The 24,852-nt window shown below is 60.9% G+C and carries 26 protein-coding genes and 5 pseudogenes; 18 read left to right on the top strand and 13 right to left on the bottom strand.

Annotated elements, in window-relative coordinates:
• Window positions 1-2: 2 nt before the first annotated feature.
• The 6 genes from RQ479_RS30140 to RQ479_RS30115 all read right to left on the bottom strand — a co-directional run bounded on the left by RQ479_RS30140 (window position 3) and on the right by RQ479_RS30115 (window position 6,186).
• Complete coding sequence (locus RQ479_RS30140) at window positions 3-797, bottom strand: iron-sulfur cluster assembly protein (RefSeq protein WP_376703431.1); 795 nt, start codon at window positions 795-797, stop codon at window positions 3-5.
• A 5-nt stretch (window positions 798-802) separates the two neighbouring features.
• The gene (locus RQ479_RS30135) at window positions 803-1,825 is read right to left on the bottom strand and encodes an amidohydrolase family protein (protein ID WP_258116465.1); all 1,023 of its coding nucleotides are present in this window, start codon (window positions 1,823-1,825) and stop codon (window positions 803-805) included.
• Window positions 1,826-1,898: 73 nt separating this feature from the next.
• On the bottom strand, window positions 1,899-2,270 hold the full coding sequence (locus RQ479_RS30130) for an MmoB/DmpM family protein (protein ID WP_236388125.1): 372 nt from the start codon (window positions 2,268-2,270) through the stop codon (window positions 1,899-1,901).
• A gap of 17 nt (window positions 2,271-2,287) precedes the next feature.
• Window positions 2,288-3,346, bottom strand: a complete 1,059-nt coding sequence (locus RQ479_RS30125) for an aromatic/alkene monooxygenase hydroxylase subunit beta (protein ID WP_376703430.1) — start codon at window positions 3,344-3,346, stop codon at window positions 2,288-2,290.
• A gap of 50 nt (window positions 3,347-3,396) precedes the next feature.
• Window positions 3,397-4,458 (bottom strand): NADH:ubiquinone reductase (Na(+)-transporting) subunit F, encoded by a 1,062-nt coding sequence (locus RQ479_RS30120; RefSeq protein WP_376703429.1) that lies wholly within the window; start codon window positions 4,456-4,458, stop codon window positions 3,397-3,399.
• A gap of 54 nt (window positions 4,459-4,512) precedes the next feature.
• Window positions 4,513-6,186 carry an aromatic/alkene/methane monooxygenase hydroxylase/oxygenase subunit alpha gene (locus RQ479_RS30115; RefSeq protein ID WP_376703428.1) on the bottom strand — a complete coding sequence of 558 codons (1,674 nt, stop codon included), beginning with the start codon at window positions 6,184-6,186 and terminating at the stop codon, window positions 4,513-4,515.
• A 588-nt stretch (window positions 6,187-6,774) separates the two neighbouring features.
• On the opposite strand from RQ479_RS30115, the gene RQ479_RS30110 reads away from it, so the two are divergent.
• From RQ479_RS30110 to RQ479_RS30090, 5 genes are all read left to right on the top strand, one after another.
• Window positions 6,775-7,251, top strand: a complete 477-nt coding sequence (locus RQ479_RS30110) for a hypothetical protein (RefSeq protein ID WP_376703427.1) — start codon at window positions 6,775-6,777, stop codon at window positions 7,249-7,251.
• Window positions 7,252-7,263: 12 nt separating this feature from the next.
• Window positions 7,264-7,575, top strand: a complete 312-nt coding sequence (locus RQ479_RS30105) for a hypothetical protein (protein ID WP_376703426.1) — start codon at window positions 7,264-7,266, stop codon at window positions 7,573-7,575.
• Between the two features lie 44 nt (window positions 7,576-7,619).
• Window positions 7,620-8,492: a hypothetical protein gene (locus RQ479_RS30100; protein WP_376703425.1), complete on the top strand. Its 873-nt coding sequence runs from the start codon at window positions 7,620-7,622 to the stop codon at window positions 8,490-8,492.
• Window positions 8,493-8,602: 110 nt separating this feature from the next.
• Window positions 8,603-8,716, top strand: a complete 114-nt coding sequence (locus RQ479_RS30095) for a hypothetical protein (RefSeq protein ID WP_376703424.1) — start codon at window positions 8,603-8,605, stop codon at window positions 8,714-8,716.
• Between the two features lie 32 nt (window positions 8,717-8,748).
• The gene (locus RQ479_RS30090) at window positions 8,749-8,922 is read left to right on the top strand and encodes a hypothetical protein (protein ID WP_352488902.1); all 174 of its coding nucleotides are present in this window, start codon (window positions 8,749-8,751) and stop codon (window positions 8,920-8,922) included.
• Window positions 8,923-9,473: 551 nt separating this feature from the next.
• On the opposite strand, the pseudogene RQ479_RS30085 reads toward RQ479_RS30090, so the two are convergent.
• Window positions 9,474-10,315: pseudogene (locus RQ479_RS30085) on the bottom strand (class II D-tagatose-bisphosphate aldolase non-catalytic subunit).
• Between RQ479_RS30085 and RQ479_RS30080 the strand changes: the two are divergent.
• The 3 genes and pseudogenes from RQ479_RS30080 to RQ479_RS30070 form a co-directional block, all read left to right on the top strand.
• Window positions 10,287-10,769 (top strand): annotated as a pseudogene (locus tag RQ479_RS30080) (ROK family protein); the annotation flags it as partial. The pseudogenes RQ479_RS30085 and RQ479_RS30080 sit on opposite strands and share 29 nt — an antisense overlap.
• 7 nt (window positions 10,770-10,776) lie before the next feature.
• Window positions 10,777-11,192 (top strand): annotated as a pseudogene (locus tag RQ479_RS30075) (ABC transporter ATP-binding protein); the annotation flags it as partial.
• Between the two features lie 74 nt (window positions 11,193-11,266).
• Complete coding sequence (locus RQ479_RS30070) at window positions 11,267-11,611, top strand: hypothetical protein (protein WP_376706045.1); 345 nt, start codon at window positions 11,267-11,269, stop codon at window positions 11,609-11,611.
• 608 nt (window positions 11,612-12,219) lie between these two features.
• Here RQ479_RS30070 and RQ479_RS30065 read toward each other — a convergent pair.
• Entirely contained in the window at window positions 12,220-13,329 is a 1,110-nt protein-coding gene (locus tag RQ479_RS30065) for a DUF3363 domain-containing protein (RefSeq protein ID WP_376703423.1), read from the bottom strand.
• Between the two features lie 361 nt (window positions 13,330-13,690).
• Between RQ479_RS30065 and RQ479_RS30060 the strand changes: the two genes are divergently transcribed.
• From RQ479_RS30060 to RQ479_RS30050, 3 genes are all read left to right on the top strand, one after another.
• On the top strand, window positions 13,691-13,861 hold the full coding sequence (locus RQ479_RS30060; protein WP_376703422.1) for a hypothetical protein: 171 nt from the start codon (window positions 13,691-13,693) through the stop codon (window positions 13,859-13,861).
• A 408-nt stretch (window positions 13,862-14,269) separates the two neighbouring features.
• The gene (locus tag RQ479_RS30055) at window positions 14,270-14,452 is read left to right on the top strand and encodes a transposase (protein WP_376703421.1); all 183 of its coding nucleotides are present in this window, start codon (window positions 14,270-14,272) and stop codon (window positions 14,450-14,452) included.
• A gap of 998 nt (window positions 14,453-15,450) precedes the next feature.
• Window positions 15,451-15,984, top strand: coding sequence for a MucR family transcriptional regulator (locus RQ479_RS30050; RefSeq protein ID WP_376703420.1), 534 nt, complete (start codon window positions 15,451-15,453; stop codon window positions 15,982-15,984).
• Window positions 15,985-16,072: 88 nt separating this feature from the next.
• Here RQ479_RS30050 and RQ479_RS30045 read toward each other — a convergent pair whose 3' ends face one another.
• Window positions 16,073-16,384, bottom strand: coding sequence for a DUF736 domain-containing protein (locus tag RQ479_RS30045; protein ID WP_376703419.1), 312 nt, complete (start codon window positions 16,382-16,384; stop codon window positions 16,073-16,075).
• Between the two features lie 372 nt (window positions 16,385-16,756).
• Complete coding sequence (locus tag RQ479_RS30040; RefSeq protein ID WP_376703418.1) at window positions 16,757-17,215, bottom strand: phasin; 459 nt, start codon at window positions 17,213-17,215, stop codon at window positions 16,757-16,759.
• Between the two features lie 786 nt (window positions 17,216-18,001).
• Between RQ479_RS30040 and RQ479_RS30035 the strand changes: the two genes are divergently transcribed.
• Both RQ479_RS30035 and RQ479_RS30030 read left to right on the top strand, forming a co-directional pair.
• Window positions 18,002-18,211, top strand: a complete 210-nt coding sequence (locus RQ479_RS30035) for a cold-shock protein (protein WP_376703417.1) — start codon at window positions 18,002-18,004, stop codon at window positions 18,209-18,211.
• A gap of 134 nt (window positions 18,212-18,345) precedes the next feature.
• Window positions 18,346-18,537: a hypothetical protein gene (locus RQ479_RS30030; RefSeq protein ID WP_376703416.1), complete on the top strand. Its 192-nt coding sequence runs from the start codon at window positions 18,346-18,348 to the stop codon at window positions 18,535-18,537.
• Between the two features lie 350 nt (window positions 18,538-18,887).
• On the opposite strand, the gene RQ479_RS30025 is transcribed toward RQ479_RS30030, so the two are convergent.
• Window positions 18,888-19,163 (bottom strand): hypothetical protein, encoded by a 276-nt coding sequence (locus RQ479_RS30025; protein ID WP_376703415.1) that lies wholly within the window; start codon window positions 19,161-19,163, stop codon window positions 18,888-18,890.
• A gap of 32 nt (window positions 19,164-19,195) precedes the next feature.
• Here RQ479_RS30025 and RQ479_RS30020 point away from each other — a divergent pair.
• Window positions 19,196-20,118, top strand: a pseudogene (locus RQ479_RS30020) (tyrosine-type recombinase/integrase); the annotation flags it as partial.
• Between the two features lie 51 nt (window positions 20,119-20,169).
• On the opposite strand, the gene RQ479_RS30015 reads toward RQ479_RS30020, so the two are convergent.
• Window positions 20,170-21,117, bottom strand: a complete 948-nt coding sequence (locus RQ479_RS30015) for an IS110 family transposase (RefSeq protein WP_376702159.1) — start codon at window positions 21,115-21,117, stop codon at window positions 20,170-20,172.
• 328 nt (window positions 21,118-21,445) lie between these two features.
• On the opposite strand from RQ479_RS30015, the pseudogene RQ479_RS30010 reads away from it, so the two are divergent.
• Together RQ479_RS30010 and RQ479_RS30005 are read left to right on the top strand one after the other, a co-directional pair.
• Window positions 21,446-22,223: pseudogene (locus tag RQ479_RS30010) on the top strand (M20/M25/M40 family metallo-hydrolase).
• A gap of 495 nt (window positions 22,224-22,718) precedes the next feature.
• Window positions 22,719-22,844 (top strand): hypothetical protein, encoded by a 126-nt coding sequence (locus tag RQ479_RS30005; protein WP_376703414.1) that lies wholly within the window; start codon window positions 22,719-22,721, stop codon window positions 22,842-22,844.
• 271 nt (window positions 22,845-23,115) lie between these two features.
• Here RQ479_RS30005 and RQ479_RS30000 read toward each other — a convergent pair whose 3' ends face one another.
• Entirely contained in the window at window positions 23,116-23,445 is a 330-nt protein-coding gene (locus tag RQ479_RS30000; protein WP_376706082.1) for a hypothetical protein, read from the bottom strand.
• Between the two features lie 57 nt (window positions 23,446-23,502).
• Between RQ479_RS30000 and RQ479_RS29995 the strand changes: the two genes are divergently transcribed.
• Window positions 23,503-24,174, top strand: coding sequence for a Crp/Fnr family transcriptional regulator (locus tag RQ479_RS29995; protein ID WP_376703413.1), 672 nt, complete (start codon window positions 23,503-23,505; stop codon window positions 24,172-24,174).
• 268 nt (window positions 24,175-24,442) lie between these two features.
• A complete protein-coding gene (locus tag RQ479_RS29990; RefSeq protein WP_376703412.1) occupies window positions 24,443-24,832 on the top strand; it encodes a DUF4062 domain-containing protein in 390 nt (129 codons plus the stop codon).
• Window positions 24,833-24,852 lie beyond the last annotated feature (20 nt).

The following is a 24,852-nucleotide window of genomic DNA, read 5'->3' as shown; positions in this document are numbered from 1 at the left end:
CTTCAGGCGGTCGGCGCAGTTCGTGCCGGCACGCGATCCATGATGAAGTCGACCAGCGTCGGCTCGCCGTCGACCACATGCAGTTCCTTGTATCTCGTCTGCTTGAGCCCACGGCACAGCGCGCCGTTGAACTCCATGTTGACGCGCACGCCGCGCAGTTCGGCGAGATGGGCACCGAGCGCGGTGGGCAATATGTGTTGCCCTTCCCATGTCACGAAGACAGGATCATCCACCCGGCGGTCGGGAAAGCGTTCAAGAAGAGCCGCCCTGTATCTCGGCTTCTGGTTGGCCGCTTCGCCCGGTTCGAACCGCGCGACGTCGTATGCCGGCAGGTCCATATCGAGCATTTCCCGATCTGTCAGACCGTGCTGCCGCAGCCCGCGCAAGACCGCCTCCTGGCGGCGCTTGAATGCCTTCATGCTGAAGGTTTCGCGCAAGGCGCCGAGATCCTGATCGGCGGCAAGCTCGGCGAATATATCACCGAACGTCTTGCCGGCTTCCATGCCACGATTGACCTCTTCCGCGAACATGTGATCGTGCAGCTTGACGCTATAGGCGGGCGACCACGATAGCTGGTCGAGCGCCTTGCGGACGCCATCCAGCATGAGGAACGCGAAGTTGGGCGAGCACCAGTAGGTCGGCAGGCGGAAGTCGATCTCCACGCTGCCATCGCTCGTAACCTCGGCCCGTTCGACAAAGCCCATCTCGGTCACCGGTTCGTCGAGTTCCGGGTCATTGACCTCGGTTAGCCGCCGCCAGACCTCTGCCTGGCGGCTTGGTATTCTGGCGGCGCCCATTGTGGTTACTCCGCTGCGATGCTGAAGGGGGAGCCCGCGAGTGCCTTCTTCTTGGCATCGATGTCGATGTCATAAAGACGCGCGGCGTTGAGGCCGAGGATCTTCTCCTTGATCTCGTCGGTGAGTTGAACTCCGCGTTCGGCAGCGATGTCGTCGGGGATCTGATAGGCCCAAAATTTCTCGACAAGCCAGCGCGGCGTCCAGATCGCGTAATCGGAACCGAACAGGATCTTCTCCGGCCCGAGCCAGAAGAGCAGTTCGGCGATGACCTCGCCGAAATAGCGCGGGCGGGAATGGATGAAGGGCAGCGCTACCGCGAGCCCACCGTAGACGTTGGTTTCCTGCGTCGCGATCCAGCAGAAATCGTCGAGGCGCGGCAGGCCGCAATGCTCGATGATCCAGTTGAGGCCCTGGAAGTCCGTCGCCGCGTGATCGACGTCATGCACGTCGAAGGCATCCTTGCTGAGCGGCAGGATCGTCGGGCCCTTGTGGACGTGGATATTCCTGATGCCGAGCTTGTCGCAGAGTTCGAAGCATTTGTAGGCATCGGGGTCGGTGAGCTTCCAGCCCTTGGAGGCGCCGTTCCATTCGGCCGTGTACATCTTCACGCCCTTGACGTCGTATGTCTCCTTGAGGAAGTGGATGTACTCAAGCGCCTTTTCACCATCGCGCGGATCGAAGGCCCCATTGACGATGAAACGCTCGGGATAGAGCTTGGCCACCTCGGCGTTGCGCTCGATCGTGTTGAAACCGTTCTTGTAGAAGTCCTTGAGATAGGTCGACTGGACGATCGCCACATCATCGGGACCATCGATGAACAGATCGCGATAGAGATCGTCGGCACTGTATTTCTCGAACTTGCTCTTCTCCCACAGCTGGTCTTTGGGGCTCAGCCCCGTGTGATAGGCGTAGAAGCAATCAATGAACTGCTTGCCGTGGACATTCTTCTGGTTCTCCGGGCTGCCGTCCCAGAAATGGGTGTGGCCGTCAACCACGAAAATGTCCTTGCCTTCCGGTGTCCTAAACATTCTTTCCTCCGCAAGATGCGTGTTGATCGGTTGGGCGTGCCGCAAACAGGCGGCACGCCTGATTTTTTGCCGGCTATTCGATGTATTCGAACATCTCGTCCATGTTGCCGAACAGGATCACGGTGTTGTCGTCGATGCGCACCATCCTCCCGTAGTGGGTGGAACTGTTGACCTCGAAGGTTTCCGCCGTCATCTCGCGGCCGAGATACTCGCTGATTTCGTCCATCTTGAAGATCAGCTTGCCGGTTCCATCGATCCGGATCATCGCCGGTTGGTAGGTTACGATCACGTTCGGCTTCAGGCCCATGAATTCGGCGATGGCTCTGGCCTCGACCGAGTCGTTCATGGTGACGCCGCACTGATGCGAAATCGTTTGTTCGAAGGTGATATCCTTCATCGACCTGAAGATGTTGGATTGCGATGCGTCGCGTGCTGCAGTTGACATGACGGTTTCTCCCTGTGTCAGCGCTTGAGGCCAAGTTCGCCGAGTATCTGACCAATCCGCTCCTCGGACTTGGCACGGACATCCGCAAAAGCGACCGGCTTGGAATGCGGCATCGACCAGATCGGCTGCAGGCCGGCGGCTGCCTTGTCGGCGAGCGCGCCGTGTTTCTTGACCCAGCCCTGGAAGAGCTTCTTGTTCGCCGTGCCATGCTTCTCGTCGTTGACGAGCATGTGCATCAGGTCGATCGTGTTGGCGAGGTTACGTTCATAGTCGGCCTCGGCTGCTGAGATCACTGCCGGCGTGATGAAGTCATGGTTGGCGGCAGCGATCTGCATCAGGAAGCCTGAGCGGAATACTTCGCCGACCAGCGGCTCGAAGACGATGTTGATGGCGAAATACTGTTCGAGATAGTCGGTCGCGCCCATGATGGTCTCGACCGCCTCCCGCGTCCCCTGCCAGTTCGCGTCCTCGAGCCAGGCCTTCTTGCCAAGCTCGTCGTCCCAGCCGGGCAAGTCCATGCCGATCTCGGCAAGGTAGAGCGTGATGTCCTGCGCCAGTCGCAACTTGTAGGACGAGTTGGTCAGCGTCGCGTTGTTGATCATCTGGGTATAGCCGTAGCGCTGCGCCTGCATTAGCGAGGTGCCGAGCCCGAATTCGGCATGTTTCCACGCGCCGAGCTGCGTCTGCAGGATCTTGACCCAGGCCTTGTCGAAGGTCTTGGGCGCGCCGGACCTGCGGGCATTGTTGATGACGCTCTGCACCATCGTTTCGATCTTCGACTGGCGCTGGTAGTGTGTGCGCTCCCATTCCTGGTCGGGGGCGCGGAAGGCATGCCAGTTGGAACTCTGCGCAGCGGTGTTCTGCTTGACATAGGCACCCTTGCCGTCAGCGAAGGAGATGATCCAGTCCTGGATCAGGTAACGCTCGGGATCGGGCTGCACGTCGACGGTCATATCTTCGTAGTGCGTGGCGCGCTGGCCCTTCGGGTCGAAATACCGGTACTTCCGGCTGTCGGAGTCGGCAAAGATCGCCGCGCCGGCGGCTCCGGATCCGACTGAACTCGAGATAGCTGGCATGGTCTTCACTCCCTTGTTGCAGTGTGGTTGCAGTTGCGTGGCCGCCCCTCTCAATGGGCCGGCGTTGCACCTGCCGATGTGGTGAACTTGTCGAAGAAGATCCGCTCCGTCTCGAACCCGTTCATGAACAGAACCGGCTGAAGCGCATCGATCATCGGCGGCGGGCCACAGGCATGAACATCGCCCTGCCCGTCGACCGCCAGTTGCTTGAGCTTGGCGTCGACACTCTGGTGCACGAAACCGCGCTCGCCTTGCCATTCGGCGTCATCAGTCGCGTGCGACAGCACGGGGATGAACGTGACCTCCGAATGCTGGCCGACCAGCTCGGCGATCCTGTCGAGATAGAACAGGTCGTTGCGGGTGCGGGCGCCGTAGAAGAAATAGACCGGACGTTTCTCGCCGTTCCTCAGATGGTCATTGAGGATCGACCAGATTGGCGACATGCCCGACCCGGCCCCGACCAGGATCAGGGGTCCTTGCCGTTGGTCGCGTCGAAAACAGGTTCCGTAGGGTCCGACGACAGTGACCTCGGCTCCGGCTTTGATGCCTCCGGAATCGAGTTCTCCCGAGAACTTTCCCTCAGGGTATTTTTTGATGATGAAGGAGAGTTTTTGGGTTTGGTCCGGCGTATTTGCCATGGAGAACGAGCGCGTAATCGTCTCCCCTTTTTGCGTGGTAACCGTGATGTCGACATATTGTCCCGCCCAGAACTTTATCGGCGAGCCGAGTTCGATCTCGATGCCGCGAATGTCGTGGGTCAGGTGCTCGATCAGAGCAATCCGGCCCTTGAACGTCTTCACGGCGATCGCTTTCGCCAAAATCTCCTCGTCGTAGTTGAGAAGCTCGACTTCCAGATCGGAGTAAGCGATGCAGCGGCACAAAAGGACGTGACCGCTCTCCTTCTCCATGTCGTTCAGCGCGAAGGTCGAGTATTTCAGCATGTCGACTTCGCCGTCGAGCAAAACGCTTTTGCAGGCCGAGCATTGCCCTTCCTTACAGCCGTGCGGCAGGGCGATGCCTTGGCGGAAAGCGGCGTTGAGTACCGTTTCGCCATTTTCGACGTCGAATTCGACGCCGACCGGGCTGAGCCTGACCGTGTGGGTTTCCGACATACGGGATCTCCAGTGAAAGGAGGGGGCGGGACGAACCCGTCCCCTTTGGTCTAATCAGTTGCAGGGATTGATCGTGAAGCCAGCCCGGTATTCCGCCAGGTGCTTCTCACGGTCCGCGGGCGACATGGCACGCAGCGCGTTGAGCGGCGATCCGAGCTTGTTGCCTCGCACGTCGTCCAACGTCCACATCTCCTTGTCGTCGAAACGCATATGCGGCTGCGGGACGAGCGTCTTGCCGTCGGAACGGACGAAGTTCAGGTCCTTGATCGCATCGGCCAGATCCCAGCCGTCATAGAGCGTCTCCCACTCGCGCTTGCCGCTGAAGCGGCCCATCGCGGGCGTCGGACGGCCCTGATACTCGTCGGCGAACGCCACCGTGGCGGTCCACTTGTCGAGTTCGTGGGCGAAGGTGTGCAACTGGCCATCGATCTCGCCGACAACCATGTCCTCGCGGATCAGGCAGGGTACGAGGCAGGACCAGCAGCGGTGCGGGTAGACGTAGCCGACGTCGCTGTTGAACAGCAGCACCTTCTCGCCCTTGTGGCTAAGCTTGGCGTACCATTTCCAGAAGTCGCCGAACTCAGCGTACCAGCCTGGATACTTGTGCTCGAACCACTCGAAGTCCTTGTCGGTCTGGGCCTCGATGCGCCAGAAATTGACCGGCCAGCCGACTGCGAAGAACTGTCCGACCTTGTGGACATAGTTCTTCTTGGTGATGCGCTCCCAGGCCGCCTGGACGTCGTCGTGATGGACCTTGATGCCGTATTTCTCGAGCGGCAGCATGTAGGTGCGGTAGTAGTCCTCATAAATCCAGCGGTGCCACATTTCCGCGTACGATTCCTTGTTCTTGTCGCGGTTGGTGGTGCCGTATTCAATGAAGGTGCCGATGGCGGCATCGACGATCGCGTGATTCTGCCAGAAGGCATAACGCAGGTCGCGCTCGAGCAAGAGGTGGTTCTCCGGCTCCTTGAGCGCTGCCATCAGCAGCGAATGGCCATTGCCGATATGCCGGCTCTCGTCCGACTGCACCGACAGGAAGACGGTCGGCAGCGCATAGTCGCCGTTGCGGGCGGCTTCCGAAGGCATGGCGACGAACAGCGTGTTGGTGAAGGCGGTCTCGGCGACCACGGTCAGGTACATGCAGGCGGCGGTCATCGTGTCGCCGGTGATGAAGCCTTCCGCGAACTGCCGGCCGATGGTCGTGGCATAGCATTTTCCGAAGGCTTCCTCGGTGATGTCGAAGCCGGCCGGATCGATGTAGTTCTCCATGTACCATTTCTTCAAATTCATCTGGATCGTCGAGTGGCGGAACTCGTCGATCATCTGCATGGTAAACCCGGTCCTGAGTTCCTCGCCCGGCGCGATACGGGCGACCATCGCCATCGAGCGCGCGGCCGAGATTTCCGGGAAGGGGATGATAGCCAGGAAGAGCTTCATCCACTCGACCCAGCGCGGCTCGACGTTGCGGAACATGTCACCGCGCAGCGCCGCATCAAGCGCGCCGTAGACCCGGTTGTCCTTCTCTTCCTGCATTGGAAAATAGGACCGCAGAACCTGCTTCATCGGGTCGCGCGGCGTCTTGTTGATCTTGTAGTCCGTCGGAAACGTCATCGCCTCCTGCACGTAGGAAGGATTCCAGCCGAGATCGGCAATCTTCTTGGTCGCCTCGCCGACGGAGATTCCGCGTTGCGAGGTAATCTTGTTGAGCGTCAGAGACGTCATGGTCATAAGCCTCCACCAGGTTGAGCCGCAGGTCCTTGACCCCGGCATGAAGCGGCGCACAGCACCGCAAGTGAGAGTGCGAATGGCACGGCAAAGGGTTGCGCAGTCAGGCGCGACTCATGGTCCGGCCATTCAAGTGGATCGCGGCAAAGGTTTTAGAGGCGTCTGGCAGGGATCCCCGGAGCCGACCGAATGTGCGATAGGCCTCGCGAAGCGGACGTGACGGGTTCCCTGCTTCCTCCGTTCCCTCGTTCTTTTGGCACCGCGTTGAAAGCGCGATGGGCTTCTTATGGGCTTTACAAAGCAAGTGCCGTGCCAATTCAAAAATGACGTCCATGTCCGGCATTAAAACAAAAACGGCGCGCTTTCGTTGTGGGATAGAATTTCCACCTGTAACGTTCTTTTACAATTGTAACGTACGGATGTAATAGTGGGTATCTATTCGCAATTGCAATATATCTAGTTAGCAGATGCAGCAAATACGAAAAGCGCACGCCATCTATTTAATTTATCTCCTTTCTCTATTATTTAAGGGCGATGGCTCAATTATTTAAGGGCGATGGCTCACGGGCGGGCCCCGCACTGGAGAAAGACGTGGCAAACGACAGTGACAGCAGGCGGCCGCCTGGGCCGATGTCCAACCGGGCCGACGGCGTCACAGGTGATCTTGTCAGGCTGATGCCCCGCGACCTGGTCTTTGTCATGCGCTTCCTGGGAGAGAGCCAATATCGCCTGCAGAGCCATTTCCAGGACTTCATCCGGGCTGAGCTTGCCGCCGGCGGCCTCACCACGGACACACATCCGATGATCCATCTGTTCATCGAGAACCATGCGACCCTGTTACGAGACTTCGTGTTTTCTGGCGTTTCGCTGTTGCGCCAGTTCCGCGTCGACGAGATCGAGCGCCTCACCGGCGATACGACATCGATGATCCGCGTCGACATCTGGGATCAGCTCAAGAGCCACATCGAAACGGCCGAACAGCAGTTCCATTCGCAGGCCGGCACATTGCCCAAATTGCTGTCGGCTTTTGAAAAACCTCCCGGACCAATGACTGGGAGCGAAAAATGACAGGAGGACAAGATGGGCCATCCTGCCAGGCGTGACGTGCTGCTCGCTCGCCGGCTCGACCTTGTCGCCACTGTCTCCGCGCTCACCGCCGAGGCGCTGCGGCTCAATCAGAAGCGCGCCGGCATCGAGATGGATGTGTTGCGCCTGGAGCTCGAAATCGGCAGGAGCGCCGCCAGCGCGCAACTGGTGCAGGACTTGCATGAAGCCGAGGAGAGAGCCGCTGCCATCATGCAAGCATGCGCGGCGTGCGAGGAACGCATCGTCGCTGCGGAAGGCGAGGTCGAGGACGTCGATCGCAGCCTCGCGGCGACGGATGGGAATTGAAGGAGGAACCAGCCATGAACCAGCACGCGATACAGAACCTGACCTTGTTCGACCTGCTGGCGCGAAGCTGGCGTCGCCTGTCGGCGATCGCTGATCTGCGCTTCAGCACCGACGGCATGGCTGTTGCGTTCACGTGCGTCGACGGAACGGTCGCAATCGCCGCAATCGCTGACAATGAACCGCCGGAGACGCGGATCAGAGTGAGCGGCGATCTCGGCCAGACGACGATCCGCCCCCGGGAAAGGTTACCGGCGCCCTTGATCGCCACCGCCACATTGGGAGATGGCGATCTCCCGCTCGCCAGCTACCTTCGGTCCAGCTTCCTCGTGGGAACGGCGGCAGGCGAAGCAGTGCATCTGACCGCGGACGGCAACACGATGGAAACGCTGGTCACGGTTGACGGACCGATCGTCGCCATCGACCACAGCCCCCGGACGGCCATGACTGCCGTCAGCAACGGACAGGATATCTTCCTGTCACGCGGCCACAGCGATGCGGGGAGGCTGCGACACGGCACGACATCGTCCACGGAAGCGATTGCCTTCTCGCCAGACGGACGGCACCTCGCCTGCGGCTTCGATGATCGACTGTCGATCTGGGCGCTGGAAGACCGCGCTACCCCGATGCGCGACATTTCCCTTCCGGCGCGTCCGGTGTCCATACGCTGGAGTGACGACGGCACGCGGCTGGCCTGCGGACTCGAAACCGGAGGCTTTGCCCTGGTCAGGATGATGGATGGCCGAGCCGATGTCGTCGCGGATTTCCATCTCCGGTCCGGACAGTGTGCTGGAGCCTGCCGGGAAACGCGCTGTTTGCCTCTGGCGCCTTCCGGATCGCCGGCTGGTCGATCGTCGCCCCGCCGCTTGACGGCGAAACCTCGGGCGCGCTTGAGACAGGTCGCGCTGGGCTGGTCCTAGTTGAGGCGGTAGCGGCGCACCCGGAGAAAAAACTGATTGCGGCCGGCTATGCCAACGGCCGGATCACCATCGCCGGGATCGGCGCGCGAGACGAACTCCTTGTCAAACCTTTGGGGAGTGCGGTCACCGCGCTCGCATGGTCCGGCGACGGACGGCATCTGGCGGTAGGCGCTGTCGACGGCACCGCCGCGATCGTTACCTTTCCCGCGCAGATGTTCAAATAGCGAACGCAATCCGTATGAAACAGGAGGATGAAATGCAGACCGAACTCACCGTGGAGGACGAGAGCAAGGACGAATTTTTCGAACGGCTGGCCAAGCTGTCGGAAGAGATGGTGGCCAAGCATGGCAAGGACTTTAGCATGGGCGCGCTGGTACTTGCCGCCCGCTGGATCGCTGAAAATCGCGTTGGCAAGCTGAAGACCAACTAGACTCGCAGCCAACCAATTGAGCTCGCAGGCCACAGTTCCGAAGGAGATCCAGGCGACGGTGTAGCCAGCGTCGCCTTGATCTGAAAATCGATCCAGGACAATCAGAATACCAGGTCAATGATGACGATGCGGTGGCCGCCCTGCAGGCAGCGCTCGATGCTGGCGTCTTCAGCCATGGCCGCACGGCTTGAGCTACGTGTGAAAGGTGCCTTGAGAAGGAGAAAATCGAGACGAGGCCCAAATCATTTCCTTCGAAACTTTCTGACTTGTCCGTCGACGCTCAATTCAGTGTTGAACAAGTGGACGTAGCGAAGACCGTTCCGTATGGTTCCGCGATGCTCTCACCATCGAATTGGCTCTGTCCTGCTTATATTAGTCCAACAGCAGCCCAACTTCGAAGGTCCGGCATAGCCTCCGCGTGTGTCGGCCGAGCGCACATCTTAGATCACGCGCGCGGCGCGGCTCGACCCTGCAACGGCGAATGTAGGACGATCCGCGCTACTGTAACGTCGCACGCCCATAGGAATCGAGGACACGGGTGATGCTGCCAATTAGCAGGTCATGCGCGACGGCTCGATCCGACCTGCCGCAACCTCGGCATCGAGTTGCCCCAGATACTGGCTGATCAAAGGGCGGGGAATGTCCCTGTCGCCCAGAAAATCCAGCAGCGTCTGTGTCGCGTGCTGTGCGTCGGGCGTCGGCCAGTAGTAACGGATGCGGTCGCTGAAGGAGAAGTGCCGCTGCACGCGCTGCTCGTCCGGCGGACCCGGATAGTATTTCTGCCAATTGTCCGGCGAGGCCAGCATGACGCGCTCCATCGCCGCCGGCAGGCTTTCACGGGACGGGTCTGGCGCAAGCACGTCGGCGACGTGGCTCAGCCCGTACATCGCCTCGCGCAGCGCGAAGGTGAGCCAGGGTCCAACCTTGAGGATGGCGAAGCCGTCGCGCACCAGAGCCCCAAGCGCCTCGTTTGACTGGTAGTCGGTCGAATGCGCCTCGAAGACGAATTGCGGCATGCGCCCGAGCACGGCGACCAGCTGCGTCGCCTTCCGCGGCGCGTAGGCGATGATCTCGGCATGCCGAATTCGACGCCCGGCTGGACGACGACGCCGACCGCACGGGCAAAGGCAGCGTCGAGGCCGGCGCGCGAAAATGCCTGTCGGTGGATCTCGACGGTGCGCAGGGCGTCATCGGGTTCGGTGACATGCATATGGTCGAGCGCTTCGAGCGCGCCGCCCGGCACCGGAACTTCGGTGCCGATGATGTAGACCGGTTTCTCGCCGCCAATGCGTTCGACCGCCGCCTCGGCGACGGCCGCAAGCGCGGCGGCGCGGGCAGCGATGGTCTCGTCGGCAAGCGGGGCGGGATCGTTCGAGGCGGTCGCCTCCGGCACCGCGCTTGGACGGCGGGCGACGCAACTGACCGCGCTGAGCGACGGCTCGCTGCTCAGGCGCCTTTCGAACAATGGCGATGTCTCGGCGCGGCATGTCGTGGAGGCCGCGCGGACGGGTGATGCGGCGGCTCGCCAACTGGTCGAGGCGGAAGCCAAGCGGCTCGGCATCGGCTTCACCAACCTCCTGCATCTCTATTCGCCCGACCTGATCGTGATGGGCGGCGGCCTTTCCAACGGCTTCGACCTCCTGGCGCCGACGATCCGGGCGACCGTCGAGGAGCGCGCCATGCAAGCCTATCGCGACGTGCCGATCGTGCCGGCCGAGCTCGGCGACCGGGCGGGCCTGGTCGGCGCGGCGGGCCTGATCCTGTGGGAGGGCGAACCCGGCACGGCGCTGGCGATGGTGCAGGACGACGAGCCGAAAACCGGGGCCAGGGAGGTAAGCCAAGGCTGAGCTCAAGCTGCGCGGTGCGCGCAAATCCTATGGAGCCGCCGAGATCATCAAGGGCATCGACCTCGAGGTCGAGGACCGCGAATTCATCGTCTTCGTCGGCCCGTCCGGTTGCGGCAAGTCCACGCTGCCGCGCATGATCGCCGGGCTGGAAAGGATCAGCGCAGGCGACCTCATGATCGACGGCGTGCGCGCCAACGGCATCGACCCGTCCGCGCGCGGGCTGGCCATGGTGTTCCAGTCCTATGCGCCCTATCCGCATATGAGGGTGGCCGAGAATATGGGCTTCGCACCGAAGATCGCTGGGGTACCGCCGCAGAGCGGGAGCGCAAGGTGAAGGAGGCGGCCGACGTGCTGCAGCTTGCGCATCTGCTCGACCGGCGGCCGAAGGCGCTGTCGGGCGGCCAGCGCCAGCGCGTTGCCCTCACCTCGACGAGGTGACAGAGGTCGCAAGGCGAATCGGCGCCGTGAACTTCGTGCGCTGCAGCGAAAACCGAAGCATGACCGGAACGAACACGGACGGCACGGGCTTCATTGCCCGCCTTGCTGCCAACGGCGTGGTGGTTGCGCGACGTCGAGCGCTCGTCATCGGCGCCGGCGGCGTGGCACGCGCCATCGCCTTCTCGTTGGCTGATGCCTGCTTGGACGATTTGATCCTTGGGAACCGAAGTGCCGATCGAGCGGTGGCTCTCGCCGCAGACATTAAGCCTCCATTCGGTCCTGCAAAACGCATGTCTGCGAGGCTGGAGCCCCAGACGTCGCAGCCACGCTCGGAATGCAGGAAGGTGATACTCTGCCGCTCAACATTGCAGCTTTCGAGCCAACCGCAACCGTCGCGGAAGTGATTGTCAATCCGGCAATCACGCCACTGCTCGCAGCAGCTGCCGGACGTGGCTGTGCCATCGTTTCCGGCATTGAGATGCTCAAGCCACAGCCACGTAACCGGCGTTTGACAATAGCCCCAGCCGCTGAGCGACGAACACCGAGATGCAATCTGGTATCTTGAGCGCGATGGATATGAGGCCACCAGAGGCAGAGGCAGCCGGACGGCATTCAGGCAAGTATTTTTTGTACGGCAACTATGTGCGGGTTTCTATTGCAAGGCAGAAAGCTCGAAAGCTTCCAAGAACCTCTAGGTCGCCAACGCGACTGGCGGATCAGTTCGAAACAACTGCCTCCGGCCGAACGGGGCGTCTATGCGGTCGCTATTGGCCGCCCGGGCACCGTCTCCCCGAGGGGCGTTTCGAGCACGAACCGGCTCGGGCACTTCGGGAGCAGAGCTCCGAGAATGACAGCGATCACAGTGATTCCGGTGAGTTTCAAGAGGGAACAGCGTAGCTGCCGGAACCTGTCTTCATCGCGCTGGATTTCACCGATCCCCAATTCTGCAAAAGACAGCGCTCTCACTCGTTGAGGAAGTCACAGTTCATTTGCTGCGTTGTCCAGACCCATCTCACATCCCGATCCCAACGCCGCGCTTTCTGCCGAAGCTCCAGTCGATGCCGCCGCTGCCTTGCACGACGCCGCCGATATGTTGACCGATGCGCTTGTCGAGCATCGGCTGCCACGGCACCAGTTGAAACCCGAGCCCGTCGTCCAACATGGCGAAACGCCCGCTGGCAAGACCGACCGAGCCAAGCAGCGTGCCGCCGACATGATCACCGGGCTGCACGGGCGTGAAGATGAGGCCGCGCGCAGCGGCCATTTGCTTGCCGACCCGCGTGACCTCCTGGCGCTCCAGCGTGGCTACAAGGTCGCGCGCGAAGGTAATGGTCCCGCTCCCTGCATCGCGTTCGGCATTGCCCATCCTGACGAGCTGGGCAGCGCGTCTGTCGAGCGCGTTATCGACGTCGAGACCAAAGCCTGACCGGACCAGCGGCATGGGATTTTTTGCCGTAAGCTCCCGGTCGAGCCAGGTGGCGCCATCGCTGCCGACCTGCGCGTCAAGATCGAACGTCGAGAGCACACGCAGGGAGAAGTCCTTCTCGGCGTTGCGGCCATCATAGGCGATGCCGCGCTCGGACAGGTCTTTTGGAATGCGCCAGTGGTCTTCATCGATACGTTCGACGTGGCCGGCCCGGCGCAGCGCTTCGAGACGGCGGACATGGAAACGGACAAAGGCGTCCGGGTCCTTGCCCTGCCGCAAGAATGTCTCGCGGATCGCCTCCAGGTGTTGGCTCGGGCGATAGATGCCGTCCTCGCCCGCTACGCTGCTGATGTTGCGGTCGGCCGCACGTGGCTCCTGCTTCGGCAGCTTGACGACGCGCGCCTTCACCACGACGCGACGCGAACGAAAGCGAATGCCGTTGCCATCCTGCTTCCACCCGCCACCATCCTTCGGCAATCCTGCCGCCAGCTTGCCGCCGCGGCCGCGGGCGTTGAAGCGGCCACTCCCCTTCCCGGCGCCGCTGCTTGCGCCGAGGCGATTGGGATTGCCGCCCTGCTTGCGGATGGCAATCTCGACCTGGCGCACGAAAGGCAGCGTGCGCGAATTGACCGGCGCGCGCCCATTCCGCATCCGGCCGGTGCGAACCTGGAATCTTTCGCTGTCACGATCTGCCATGCCGACAGGATCGGGAGTCGGATACGCCCTTCAAGGTGGCCGGAGCGCAGCGCGTGCTACGGCGCGCAAAGACTTGTTGTGGCAAACAATGGCGGATCGCACATCGCTGCGGCGCGATAGTTTTGCTTTTCAGATCAACAGCATAGCCGATGGCCGTGAGCCCCCGCACCTCACGCGATTCCGCCAGACGTCGGCACGAGAAGGAAAAAACAATGTGCAGACAAACACTTACGAGCGCAGCGAGGCGAGCGCCAGCTCGCTTTATCTTGCTGTCCTAATCCACCTCGCTGTCCTAATCCACCTCGCTGTCCTAATCCACCTCGGTAAGCGTCCGGTCCCTGCACCTATTCGGCTAGTGCAATTGAGCTTCATGTGGGTTTCCTTCGTCATGTGGAGGATCTCCGATGGCGGCTCGCCGCTCCTGGCCAAGGCCAACGGTCCTTACTGGTCGTCGCACGTCGCGAGCTGGTACCGCGGCAACCAGGATGCCAGGAACCCTGTCGCCGGCGCGACCATCAATCACGACGTTTGAACTGTGGATGCGCCATCTGGTGAGCGCGGATGATCTGCGCAAACGTGCGGAAAAGCTGCAGAATTTGCACCGGAAGAAGGCAGCACGTTCGCGCAAGAAGGTGCCGCCGAAGCGGCCCAAGAGGCCTCCACGCTATCGCTACGGCAGGCGCACGGACAGCGGCCCGATCGCTCTGCGGGCATTCTGGAGCATGCATGTCGAGACGATGAACTGGAGCGGCATGGGGCACGCGGAGTATGCCGCCGCACTTGGTCTGTCGCCGCATGCGTTGCCGATCTGGCGCAATCGCATGGAAGAATCCGGCGACGAAATGGACTGGCGATCCCTGCTTCATCCGAGTGCCCGAGCCCAATTAAGCAGCGCTGCTAATTGCGCGACGCAAATACCGCCTGACGCCGGACGCGGTGGATGGGCCGCCGGAACCGGCGCCGCTTCAGCGACGAGCAGAAACGGGCGATCGTGCAGGAGACGGAGAAGCCCGGCGTCGCCATGGCGCAGGTTTGCCGTCGCCATGGCGGCGCCATCAGCATGCTGTTCCGCTGGCGGGTTGAGTTCCGCCTGACCGCCGCAAGGCGGCGCAATTGGCAATAATTGAACTCATCCATGGGACGCAAAGCGAATCGACGGCGCCGGCTACCCTGCGCAAAAGTCGTGCGGCCACCGGACGGCATGATTGCCAGCCAACTGGACGACGCGCGGCGTATCTTTGCATCCGTCGGCAGTGAAGCGGATGCAGCCAAGCGGAATCTCGCGGCAAGAAGAACGCATCATTATCGTCGTCCAGGCGGGCGTGTAGGTGCATCTGGCGCTCGGTCATGCCGGCATGCGCAAAGGGGGCTCGACGGGCTCGCCACGGTGATCCAGGAGCAGCTGAAGACGGATCACTTCTCGGGTTTCCAAACCCATGGACCCCGACGAGTTCGAGCTTACCGCGGAGGACATCGAAAGCGATATCGAGCGAGTGAGTGAACATCATTCCACGCCGGCGGCGAACGCGGAAAGGCGCAACCAAAGCGCGGGCCGGTGCCTGATCACTGCCGCGCGTGGCCCGCGGTCATCGACGTCGACAGCCTGTCCTCGGCCATTGCGGTGCACCCTGCACAGCATCTGCGAGAGCATTAGCGAGATGCTCGACTATGTTCCGGCCCGCTTTAGGTGCTGCGGCACGCCGCACGAGCGACGGCTACGACCTTGGCCAACAAGATACAGCCCACCTGAACGCTCGCCGATGGATTCCAGATGAACTGGGCTCGAACATCCAATTCACACTGGCGCGGACGAGGGGGACCACGCCGCCGAGTGTCGCGGCGATAATTGCGCGCACGTTCATCGCTCAATCGTGCAGTGCAGGAGCAACACGTTCTGGCGCTGGTGTGTCTAGGTCTGGGCGCCTCCCCGCGCGAGCGGAAAGTCCGCTTCTCCGACGAGATCGGTAACTTTATCTGCCGGGCAGAACGATGGAAGCGAAGCTTCCCGCTTGATATTTGCAGCGAATGAGGTTTGTTGGCGGAAATAACGAATTGTTTGCGTGATTGGCAATAGACAGCCCATCCATTTCAACGCGCGCCATTAGACAAGAGGAAAACTCGATGAACGTTTCTCCACACCAAAGCGACCAGGCTGATCTCGTAGCAATTACCGCCGACATCGTTTCCGCCTATGTTTCGAACAATCCGCTGCCGGTCGGCGAGTTGTCGAAGCTGATTGAGGATACCTATGTCGCTTTGCAAGGTATCGGCACGCCTGTGGCTCCAGCCGCAGTCAAGCTGGAGCCGGCGGTTTCGATCAGGAAATCAGTGTCACCTGATTTCATCATCTGCCTGGAAGATGGAAAGAAATTCAAATCCTTGAAGCGACATATCGGGACGCATTACAATCTGAGCCCTGACCAATACCGGCAGAAATGGAACCTGCCCTCCGACTATCCGATGGTGGCGCCAAGCTACGCAGCGACCCGCTCGGCTCTTGCGAAATCAATCGGGCTCGGGCGAAAGGCGACAACGCCGGCAACAGCTGCGGCGGAAAAACCAAAACGAGCTGCTCGTGCGGCGGCAGCGACAGCAACCGCAACGGCAATCAAGTCGCCGGCTAGGAAGGCGCGCAAGGCACTCGTCAAAGCGTAGCGTGCTGCACCTAACAGGAGTGCCTACGAGTGGCGGACCCGAACTTGGCGAAGCCCCGCCGAGCGGCGGGGCTTCGTGTTAGCTCGGATCATTCTGCGGCGCGGCGAGACCATATCAGCGAGAACTCGCCGTCGGTGTCGGTCTCAACCAGGCTTGCATAGATCGGAGCGGGAAAACTTGGATCGTCGAGCTTGACGGAGTGGTAGTCGCGGCCCTCGCGCGAGGTCTTCTTCCATGCGGCGCCGAACTCGATGGCTCCGGCGAAGATGCGGAAGGCCGGACCTTTCTTGTTGTCGCCTTCCGCTGGGGTCAAAGTCATCGTCTTGACGTTGAGGTTGAGGGTCTTGACCGAGCCGGAGAAGCCGTTCGCGGTGCGGGAGAAAGTGCCGATGGTAGCCATTGTGGTCGTTCCTTCTGTTATCTCGGGCCGCGCCTATCGCGGCCTCGATGGTGGTCGTGAGACCGTGGACGATGGGTCCGCACCCCAAAGTGGCTGAAACGAAGTGAAAGACGGCGGCGCGAGCCTTTCTTGGGCCGCGAGGAATGGACGCAAACCGGGCTCCCCGCCATGCCTGCGTGGTGGGGTGGTATGGCCAGGGGAAGAAAACGAGAGCGCCGTCGTTGCGCGAAGACGATCGAGACTGAGCGAAGCGAAGGCGGGTCCTCGGTCACACCCAATCCATTCGAGGACGCCATGGGCGTGGTGAGGAATGAACAGACAGAAGTGGACGCCACAAAAGGCGACGCCGATCAGTCCGATTGCCTAGGCCCATCAGGCGACCTTGAGATCCTTCAGTGCCTTCTCGTAGACGTCTCTGATCGGCTTGGATACATCATCGGCGGCTTTCGTCGCCGCCGCCTGAAACTCCTTGCCCTGCTCGACGGTCTTTTCCACCTGCTTGCGCAAGAAGGCAGTCTGTAGTTCGATGAACTCGGAGGGCGATTTCACGGCAAGCAGGGCTTCGAGGTGAGAAAAGCTGGCCTCAGCATTTGCGCGCAGCGCGGCGATCGTCTTCAGCGACAGCTCATTGCTAGCGGTCTTGGCTGTTTCGAAGGTTGACTCGAGAGCCTTCTGGGTCGTCTCGGCGCCGGTCGCAAATTTCGATAAGGCTTCTTTCGACTGCTCGACGCCCTTTTCGGCGACAGCGCGGAACTGATCGGTTACCTCGTCAACGGCCGGGAATTCTACGTTCTCGATGCTTTCAGCAGTTTTGTCAGCGGTCTTGGCCATAGTTTCCATCCTTTTCGGCGGGCGGCCTTTTACAAAGCCGTCTCGTTCATTTCAGGAAACTGACGTTACGGCATCTGCAGTGCATTGCAATATTTTTGTGCGTCGCACCATGCCTTTTTGCCTCAGCATTAGCCACTGCTGAATTTCTATCTGCGGGCTTGTTTTGCGGACGTGCGCTTCCGATTCTCAGTCGATTGCCCGTCTCGGTTCACGCCGAGGCGGGCTTTCATGACCTGCCCCGGTCCCGAGAACGCGACGTCGAAACCGAGGCTCGCAGACTCGGCAAGAGCGGCGGCCCGAAGGGGCAGCGGACGCGAGGCGCGCCTCGACCTCCCGCTTGACGCCGTAGCCATGGGAGAACTCGGACAGGCGTTTCGTGCAGATCGATCTCACTTTGCCGCCGCATTTGCTCGATCTGCGATGTCGGCGCATCGGGTCATGAGGTCGTCGAATTTCTCGGCCTCATCGAACAGCAGTCCGACCGCATGCCGAAACTGTGACCCTTTTCGCGCTGTCAAGGCAACCGCTTCGCGGCGCACCAAAGTGCGGCCTTGACAGCGCTCAGCCTCGGTCACCGGGGCTTGGGAGCATCGACGGGGCATTCTGCCCGTCGATGCGGACAAGACAGGAATAGATCGCGGGATTGGCAGAAGTAGAGCGTGACACCCCGATTCTCTTTTCCTCATTGGCTTTGGATGTCCGGCATGGATATGCTTAGCCTGGCTGATCCTCCGCCGAAATTGAATTCGATCAGCGTCAATACTGTGAGGAGGAGATGGGTTCGCTATGCCTACGGGAACGGTAAAATGGTTCAATTCGCAGAAGGGCTTTGGTTTCATTCAACCTGATCAGGGCGGTCCCGATGTGTTCGTGCATGTTTCCGCCGTCGAGCGCGCCGGCCTGCGGGGTCTCGACGACGGTCAGAAGGTCAGCTACGAACTCGTGCAGGACAAACGGTCAGGTAAATCATCGGCCGATGAGCTTCGGATCCTCTGATCGGAGGTCCGACACAATTGACAGGCCTCTGCACCCGGTGCGCGGATTGCCAGCGGCGCATGAATGAGTAACTCGTCCTGCATGGCGTGAGATGCCAAATCCTATGCGAACAAGCCCACTGCTCGATCGTAAAAATGGTCGAGAGCGCAGCGCCTAGCGGCAAGCCGGGCGGCTTCAAGCAATTCGTCGCGACCCGAGGCGCCGTCCTTGAAGGCTGCAATGACTACGCGCGCGATCATTCCAGCGTCCTCTTTGTCAAGCTCCGCTTCGCCGGACCGCAAAATTTCCCGAACCACACCCCTCAAGAGGTCCAGTTCAATGGCTGAAAAGACGCCGCTATGAGGCGCAAATGTGCACTCCACCGCCATCTGAATTCCTCCCGCCATCACGATATCATACACGCGAGAGATTACAACTAAAGTATTAGACCGAGCGCTTCGGACGTCATTCGGCACCCGAACACCGCCCCCTTCTGGGGCGGTTAGCGGATGGCCTGGCTGTCACAGCCGGACTATCCGACTTCCTTCATTGCAATTGGACGAGCGACATCACGCTTACATATCCTAGCTTCTTCCCGTCCCTTCCGACCAGAGCCCAACCGCTTTGCACTGGCTCCACAAGGGATACCTGCGAGCCAGCTGGAAGCGTCATCGTGTTGGGAGAGTTCTCGTTGGCCTCAGCCTTCACTCCCGCCTCGGCGATGACGACATGTGTCGGCTTCGCGGGAATGCTCGTGCTTTGCTCGTTGGCCGCCAGCAACGGTCGTCCTGTTCAGGAGCGGGTAATTCGAACCAACGATTTTCATCTGCGGTATCTGTCGCATCCTGAAGGCGTCGTAGCTGACGTTCGGAACGTTGCTGTCGACGAACCCCGCCAGTTCGGTAACGTCAACCAAACCATCGCTGTTGGCGTCGGCCGCGCCTATGGCGTCCAGCACGACGTAGCTGAACATGCCATGACCTTTATAGCCTTCGAGAGCCGGCGCTGCCCTGGCCGGCGCCCGAAGCGCTGCTGATCAAATTCGTCGCCCATCATCTGTGGGACTCTTCCCGGCGCGAAACCGATCCGGCGCACGGCATGCCGCCCGACGTCGCGACGACGCTGAAATCCCAAGGGCTTTTGCGCAATGAGGGACCGCATGCGCCATCCACCGTGCGTCGGCGTCTGTCGAGCTGGTCGACCTTGACAAATGGCGCGGTTTGCATGGAAAGTTCAACGCGCCGGGTCTGCAGAGCGCGATCAGGTTGGCGGTGCGCGCCAGCGCCCGCCCGCGCGGCCGCAAGAGCAAGAAGGCGGTGACCGCCGATATTTTGGCCGCGCTCCTGAAAGCCTGCGCTGGTGACCGTCTCGTCGACCTCCGCGCCCGCGCGCTTCTCATCACCGCCTTCGCCTCCGGCGGCCGCCGCCGCAGCGAGATTGCTTCGCTCAGGATCGAGCAGATCATCGAAGAAGACCCGGTGCCAGCCGATCCCAAAGCTCCTGACGGAGACAAACTGCCATGCCTGTCGATCCGGCTCGGTCGGACCAAGACGACACAGGCCGACAGCGACGCTTTCGTGCTGCTGGTTGGCCGGCCGGTGTCGGTGCTGCGAGCATGGCTGGAGCGTGCCGAAATATCGGGGGGCGCCGTTTTCCGCGGCATCGATCCCTGGGGCAATCTCGAAAAACGCGCCCTGACGCCGCAGGCCGTCAATCTGATCCTGAAGCGCCGCATCGCCGAGGCCGGCCTCGATCCGGCGGTATTCTCCGCCCACGGCCTGCGCTCCGGCTATCTCACCGAAACCGCGCGTCGCGGCATTCCGCTGCCGGAAGCCATGCAGCAGTCGCAGCATCGCTCGGTGCAACAGGCCTCGAACTACAACGACGCAGAACGGACGCTTGGGCGGGCGGCGCGGGTTTTTGCCTGACCAGGGCCTGAGATGCTCTTGGTCCTAGCTAGTCTAGAGTATCCGTCTTGGTCAAGGACTCGATGGGGCCCATTTTCGGTCGTCGCTGATTAGAGTGTTTGCGAGGACGATGAGCTTTCGCATGATAGCGGTAATGGCGACTTTTGGTGGTTTGCCGCCGGCTCTGAGGCTTTCGTATTTTACCTTGAGTGGTTCGTTGAAGCGGGTGGCGACGAGGGCCGGCATATAGAGTGCCTGCCTGAGGGTTTGCCGGCCGCCCTGGATGAAGCTCTTACCCTTCCATTGGCCGGATTGGCGATCAACCGGTGCGAGGCCTGCGAGACTTGCAGCCTGCTTGTTGGCAAGGGTTCCCAACTCCGGCATGTCAGCGACGAGGGCGAAGGCGGTCGCCTCGCCGAGCCCCGGAATGCTGATGAGAATGTCGAAGCGGCGGCTGAGATCAGCTTCGCTGGCGATCCGGATACGGCATTCGGCGTCGATCGCCGCGATCTGGGCGGCGATCTGTTTCAACCGTTGCTCGGCCTGGCGCTTCAAAAGCGGGATGGTCAACGACTTTTGTCGGTTCAATGTGGCGGTGCGGTCCTTGATCAGCGCTCGCCGGGTGGCGACCAGTTCGCAAAGCGTATCAAGGGTCTCGTTGCGGATCGGTCGGATCTGCGGCGTCATCAGCGCTCCGAAGCGAGCCAGCATAGCGGCGTCGATCCGGTCGGTCTTGGACAACTGGCCGGCGGCCTTTGCGAAGGCGCGCGTGTGCTGCGGGTTCATCTTGACCAATGGCAGGCCCTTGGCACCCAAGGTGCGCTCGAGCAGCCGGTGGTAGGCGCCGGTTGCTTCATAGACGATACGGGTGGGCGTCAGTTGCGCCAGCCAGCGGATCAGCTCGCGCAGGCCATTAGCGTCGTTGGCATATCGCCGCTCCGTCCCTTCCGGCAGGAGATGGACGTCTAGGCGATCTTTCGAGATGTCGATTCCGAGCGTGCGTGCTATGATTGCGGTCATCTTTTCCGTCCCGTGCTTGTCATCCGGGCCTGGAAACCCGGCTATCCGTTCAGGCCTCATGGAAAAGAGAGGGGCGATCATCCTCTAGCTCGGTCCATCACGACCGGCGGTTCATCGATCCCACCCCTCCCGCCGCCTGCGGGTGGTGAAGGCCCGCAGGCGGCAACCCACTTTGGCCTCGAAACAACCGAAAGTCATAAGACAAGCGGTTCAGCTTTTGATAGAATCGCCGAGCCGTTCTATCTCTTTGTTTTGACGCAATTCCAAACGGAAAACCGTTTCACACGTTTCCTGGAATTGCTCTAGCGCCAAGCGGAGCAGGAAAAACATGACCCTGACCAATCGAGACATTGTCGAGCTGACGGCATGGCGCCGCAGGCTGCACCAGCATCCGGAAATCTCGAATGAGGAAGAGAAAACCGCGAGCGAGGTTGTCGACTTCCTCGCCGACACAGCGCCGGACAAGGTGCTGACCGGATTGGGCGGCCACGGTGTGGCGGCGGTATATGAAAGCGGCAAAGCCGGTCCGACAGTCCTGTTCCGGTCGGAACTCGATGCGCTGCCGATTTATGAGCTTTCAAGCGTTTCTCATTCGTCGCTCGTACCGGGAAAAGTCGCATATGTGCGGCCATGACGGACATACCGCGATCCTCGCCGCACTTGGCCGCCAGTTCGGGCGCGAAAGGCCTGCCCGCGGCCGCGTCGTGCTGATGTTCCAGCCGGCGGAAGAGACCGGCGATGAGCGCATGGCGGATCTGTGCGCCGCTGCGGAAGCGCTGGCGGAAAAGATCGCTGGAGAGCATCGGCTTTCGGCCCGCTACGACTATCACGAGATCTTCGTTGCCAGCGTCAACGCGCCGGATGCCGTGGAACATCTGCAGCGCGCGCTCGACGAAGAAGGCGTGCCACGCACAGAGGAAGCCCTGCCAATGCGCGCTTCGGAAGATTTCGGCCTGTTCGGCCATAGCGCAGCGTCCGCCATGTTCTTTCTCGGCGCCGGCGAGCGGTACCCTGCGCTGCACAACCCCGACTATGACTTTCCAGACGACCTGATCCCGATCGGATCCAGAATATTCATGCGCACGGCTCGCAACCTTCTGGGCTGATTGGCTCCCGGGCTGGCCAAACGACCGGGCAATGGCCTTTTTACCGCAAACATGGTTCGAAGTGGTCGATCGCAGGCCGCGTCGCACGGTGCAGAAGGCCATGCATCGTTGATTATGCGCAAACTGCTATCGCGCGCCTAGTCGGAACTCGCGCATCGAACAGTACATCACGTCTTCCGTCCCCAGCGCACCGGCGGCCTCCCCGCTCGCAATCCAAATAGACGTCTTTCAGCTGTTTGATTGGCATGTCAGCGTGAGCGAACGCGAGGTCCTGAGCGTCAGAAGCCGACAATGAAGCCGGACTGATTGCGATCGGCACGGTGCCGAGCGTCACAGGCGCGAGGGACTTAACAACTGACATGATCATTTTGAGATCCTCCCCAGCTCCCGTCGGTCAACATTCAGTCCTTGGGGTCGCAGGTGTAGTGCGTTCGAAGGTCCCGTCCGCGCGCCGCTGCTTGTCGAAGCCGCGATGTAAGGCTCGATCGCGCGCTCGTGGACCAGCCAAAGGGGATCTCGGCCGAGGCGTCGCCACTGCCGGCGGCCAACCGTTTCGGGATCGAGGCCGAAGCGATCCTGGTGCGCTCGATCGTCGTGCCGGCCGCGCCTGCCTCCGCATGACGGATGGCGCGGCTTCGCAAAGCGCACATGATTTCATCACGTGAGATGCCGACGTCGCCAAGAACGTCATCGGGTAAACGGCTCAACTGGTCCGTTGCCGACAAGAGAGCTTTTTGCTCGGCGCGGAGGCGTAACCACCTGCGAAATGGACCAATGGCGGCAGCATGAATCATAACTATGATCAGATCGTCCCTTCATTGATCTGAATTGACCGGTACGGAACGGCGCGAACGGCACTTCGGGCGAGAGCGTCAGCCGTCCGCGAGGCAAGTTAGGCGTAGTGGTCGATGGATTGGTTTTGCCGCGGCGTGCCCATACGGCGGGCGGTGGCTGGCCCCGGGCCACGCATGTAATAAAGCTCCGGGCGGTAGCGCGGCGCGACGAATTTGCGAAACCCCGCAGCAAGTTTTGTGACGGGAGCGAAGAATTTCATGACTGTTCCCTTTCCCTTCGCCGGCTTGCACACGAGCCGGCGGGCCTGACGTTGCAACAAGGATATGACAGTCGAAGCAGGCTCGGCTGTGGGAATTCCCACACCGGGGAAAAACATTGGCGAAATCCGCTCCCAGTTTGCATCCCGGAAAGCGGGGCCTGCGGCCATCAAATTTCCTTGGATAGGGAGTAAGGTGAAGTACACTTGATTGAACAAGAGACCGTTGTGACAGGCTCTCTGGCCTTCATCTCAAGACTTTGCGATGCCGACCTCGCCGCGCTGACCAAACAGTGGCACGAGCGCAGCTATCAACACAACGAGCTAATCATTTCCCACGGCGACACTGGTCGCGATGTCTTCTTCCTGCTGGAAGGACGGGCTCGCGTGACACTGGTTTCAGCGGACGGCAGGGAGATAGCGTATCGCGATGTCGAACCGGGTGACATTTTCGGGGAGCTCGGAGGCATTGACGGGATTGCACGCTCTGCCAGCGTAGTCGCGCTGGAGGCAACCCGCGCTGCACGGCTGTCCGGCACAGCATTCCGGGATATCGTGATGACCCACCCGACTTTTGCCTGGATGCTGCTTGAGCATCTGTCTGCCCAGCTCCGGCGCATGACCGAGCGGGTATTCGAATACAGCACTCTGGTCGTGCGAAAACGGCTGATCGTCGAGCTCCTGCATCGGGCGGAGAAAGCCGCACTCGTGGACGGCGAGGTGTCCATAAGCCCGGCACCGACGCATTCCGAGCTGGCGGCAACGATGAGCACGCACAGGGAAGCGGTCTCGCGCGAAATGAGCGACCTCGCCAAGAGAGGCCTGATCGAAAAGCGCGGCAGCAGGTTATTGCTGCATGACGTCTCGGCACTACGGGCGCTGGTCGACAAGAAGGAATAGCGAAGGCTGTCGCTGCGGCGGGGGGCACCGCACGTTTCATACTCCTCGGCCGCAAGTGATTATTCCTTCCGGCAAACCGGGCAACCTAGCGTGCCAGCGCGCGGGTCGGGCTTTGATCGCTTCACCCCTTGCAAGAATCATGACTCGGCTTCTTGATGCGGGCACGGAACGTTATCCCCAGCCTGCTTGCAGACTTACAAGGGCGGATCGAAGGGTGAAGCCGCATGGACGTTAAATACAAATCTTCGTCAGCTCGACCTACGCCGATTTGGTAGACGAAAGACGGTCGGTCATCGAGGCCGTTCTTAACCTCGGGCATATTCCTGTGGGGATGGAGGCATTCCAAGCCAGCGACGACACTCAATGGGATTACATTAAGCGGCGCATCGATGACAGCGACTACTACGTACTCATCGTAGCAGAGCGGTACGGCTCAGAGTTGAAGGGTAAGAGCTACACCCAGATGGAGTATGAGTACGCCGTCGCCCAAGATCCTCTTCACTCCAACGACGCCACCGCTCCGGCCCGGTCAATAACGTCACATGGCTCATGCTGTGCTGCTAACTGTGCTCGTAAGGACGACCTTAAGAGCGCAGCTTCGTTACCGTGCCATGCTCGCGCAAGGCGGCCCTCGCCGGAGGCGTACGAGGCAACGTAATTCTTCATTTTGAGATCGAA

Origin of the sequence: Mesorhizobium sp. ISC25 (genome assembly GCF_042295465.1) — a bacterium.
In the GTDB taxonomy this organism is placed as follows: domain Bacteria; phylum Pseudomonadota; class Alphaproteobacteria; order Rhizobiales; family Rhizobiaceae; genus Mesorhizobium.
The sequence above is the reverse complement of the archived record's forward strand: the minus strand, read 5'-3'. Positions and strand labels throughout refer to the sequence as shown.